This is a genomic window from Lactobacillus sp. (genome assembly GCF_051873315.1).
Lineage (GTDB): Bacteria > Bacillota > Bacilli > Lactobacillales > Lactobacillaceae > Lactobacillus.
The window spans coordinates 1-2,005 of the sequence record NZ_JBJEES010000098.1 but is presented as its reverse complement, the minus strand read 5'-3'; the positions used below and the strand labels follow the sequence as shown (position 1 = coordinate 2,005).

Annotated in this window: 4 protein-coding genes; all 4 read left to right on the top strand. The window is 52.7% G+C overall.

Features of this window, described 5'->3' with window-relative positions; all coding sequences use genetic code 11:
* The coding region (locus ACI32D_RS05880) for a DUF4093 domain-containing protein (protein WP_439775676.1) at window positions 1-182 on the top strand (182 nt) is incomplete at its 5' end.
* Window positions 157-1,047 carry a 16S rRNA (adenine(1518)-N(6)/adenine(1519)-N(6))-dimethyltransferase RsmA gene (gene rsmA / locus ACI32D_RS05875; protein WP_439775675.1) on the top strand — a complete coding sequence of 297 codons (891 nt, stop codon included), beginning with the start codon at window positions 157-159 and terminating at the stop codon, window positions 1,045-1,047. The genes ACI32D_RS05880 and rsmA, both read left to right, overlap by 26 nt.
* 59 nt (window positions 1,048-1,106) lie before the next feature.
* Entirely contained in the window at window positions 1,107-1,358 is a 252-nt protein-coding gene (locus tag ACI32D_RS05870; RefSeq protein WP_439775674.1) for a Veg family protein, read from the top strand.
* Between the two features lie 106 nt (window positions 1,359-1,464).
* A partial coding sequence (locus tag ACI32D_RS05865; RefSeq protein ID WP_439775673.1) for a pur operon repressor occupies window positions 1,465-2,005 on the top strand: 541 nt, incomplete at its 3' end.

The window sequence follows — 2,005 nt, the reverse complement described above, 5'->3', positions numbered from 1 at the left end:
TTGGCCTGGCTATGGGCCGCCAGTCCCGTCAATTGCGGGAGGCAGTCGGGATCAAGCTGGGGATCGGCTATGCCAATTCCAAGCGTTTTTACCAGCGCCTGCGGACTTTTGGCATCAGCTTAGCTGAACTCAAGCAGGCAGTAGAGGAGGCGGAAAATGACCAACAGAATTCCAATCGCTAGTCCGGTAAGGACGGCGGCCATCGTCAACCGTTACTTTGTGCACGCCAAGAAGAACCTGGGCCAGAACTTCCTGGTTGACCTGGATGCTGTCCAGGGGATCGTTAGGGCCGCTGGGATTGAGCCCGGCGACCAGGTAGTAGAAGTCGGCCCGGGGATCGGCTCTTTGACTGAACAGCTGCTTTTAGCCGGGGGCAAGGTGGCGGCTTATGAAGTCGACCAGAGCCTGCCGGAAATCCTGGCTAACGAACTGCCGGAAAAGGTGGACGGCGAAGACCTGGACCAGCGCTTCAAGCTGATCATGAAGGATGTTTTGAAGGCAGACTTTGCAAATGATCTGGCGGGATTTTTTGACTTAAGCAAGCCCGTCAAAGTCGTGGCCAACCTGCCTTACTACATCACCACGCCGATTATTTTCAACCTGCTGGAATCCAGCCTGGACTTCACCAGCCTGACCTTGATGATGCAAAAAGAAGTCGCTGAGCGCCTGGCTGCCCAGCCGGGCTCTAAGGCCTATGGCCCCTTGTCCATTGCCGTGCAGACTCAAATGAGCGTGGACCTGGCCTTGGAAGTAGGGCATGCTTCCTTCATGCCCCAGCCAAAGGTTGACTCAGCTGTGGTTGTTTTAACGCCGCTGGAAAATCCGGCAGACGTTGGCGACCGCAAGCAGTTCAACCGGGTGGTTAAGCTCTGTTTTGCCCAGCGGCGCAAGACCCTGGCCAACAACTTGAAGGCTTTGGTTCCGGACAAGGAAGACCGGGAAAAGCTGCTGGCTGACCTGGATCTGGACCCGCGGCAGCGGCCGGAACAACTGGCCATCGGCGACTTCATCAGAATCAGCCAGGCGGTAGCGGAACTGAATAAATAATTCAATCTTGATTTGAATAGGAAATTATGTTACAATATTCTGATAAAGGAGTGTCATAATTGCCAATCAATATTCAAGACATTAAGCAGAAGTTAGATGCCCACCTAGGCGAAGAGCTGACAATCGTTGCCCAAGCGGGCCGCAAGAAGGTAACCAGACGCCGCGGCGTTTTGAAGAACACGTTTCCTGCCGTGTTCGTAGTGGCTCTGGACCAGGACAGTAATAATTTTGAACACGCATCATACAGCTACACTGATGTTTTGACCAAGAACATCCTGCTGGAATTTGATGACGAAAGCGATGCAGAGTAAAAATACGAATTTTTGCACTAACATTTCTTGAAAATGTTAGTGATTTTTTTTGCCCTTTAGAGTATATTAGTATAAGTACAAAAACAGACATTAGGAAGGAAAGAGAATGAAACGTTCTGAAAGATTAGTAGACATGACCAAGTTTTTGATGGAGCGCCCGCATACCTTGATTGCTCTGCCTTTTTTTGCCAAGCGCTACGGGGCAGCGAAGTCATCGATCTCTGAAGACCTGGCCATTCTGAAGCACACCCTGGCCAGCAACGAGGATGGGATCCTGGAGACCGTTGCCGGGGCAGCCGGCGGGGTCCGCTATATCCCTTTTTTGGGCCAGAAGCCGGCTGAGAAGTACCTCAAGGACCTGGCAGGCCGCATCCAGGACTCCAGCCGGATTCTGCCGGGTGGCTTTGTCTACCTGTCAGACATTTTGGGCGGGCCATATGATTTGGAGATGATCGGCAAGCTGATCGCCACCCGCTATGCTTACGCTAATATCGAAGCTGTCATGACGGTGGAAACCAAGGGGATTTCTTTGGCCAACGCCGTGGCCAGCTACTTGAACGTCCCAGCGGTAACCGCCCGCAAGCGGTCCAAGGTGACGGAAGGGGCTACTTTGTCCGTTAACTACATGTCCTCATCAACTTCCCGGG

Bases quoted from the DNA above. Each gene is read 5' to 3' on its own strand.
- rsmA (WP_439775675.1), top strand. From the start codon at position 157: ATGACCAACAGAATTCCAATCGCTAGTCCGGTAAGGACGGCGGCCATC.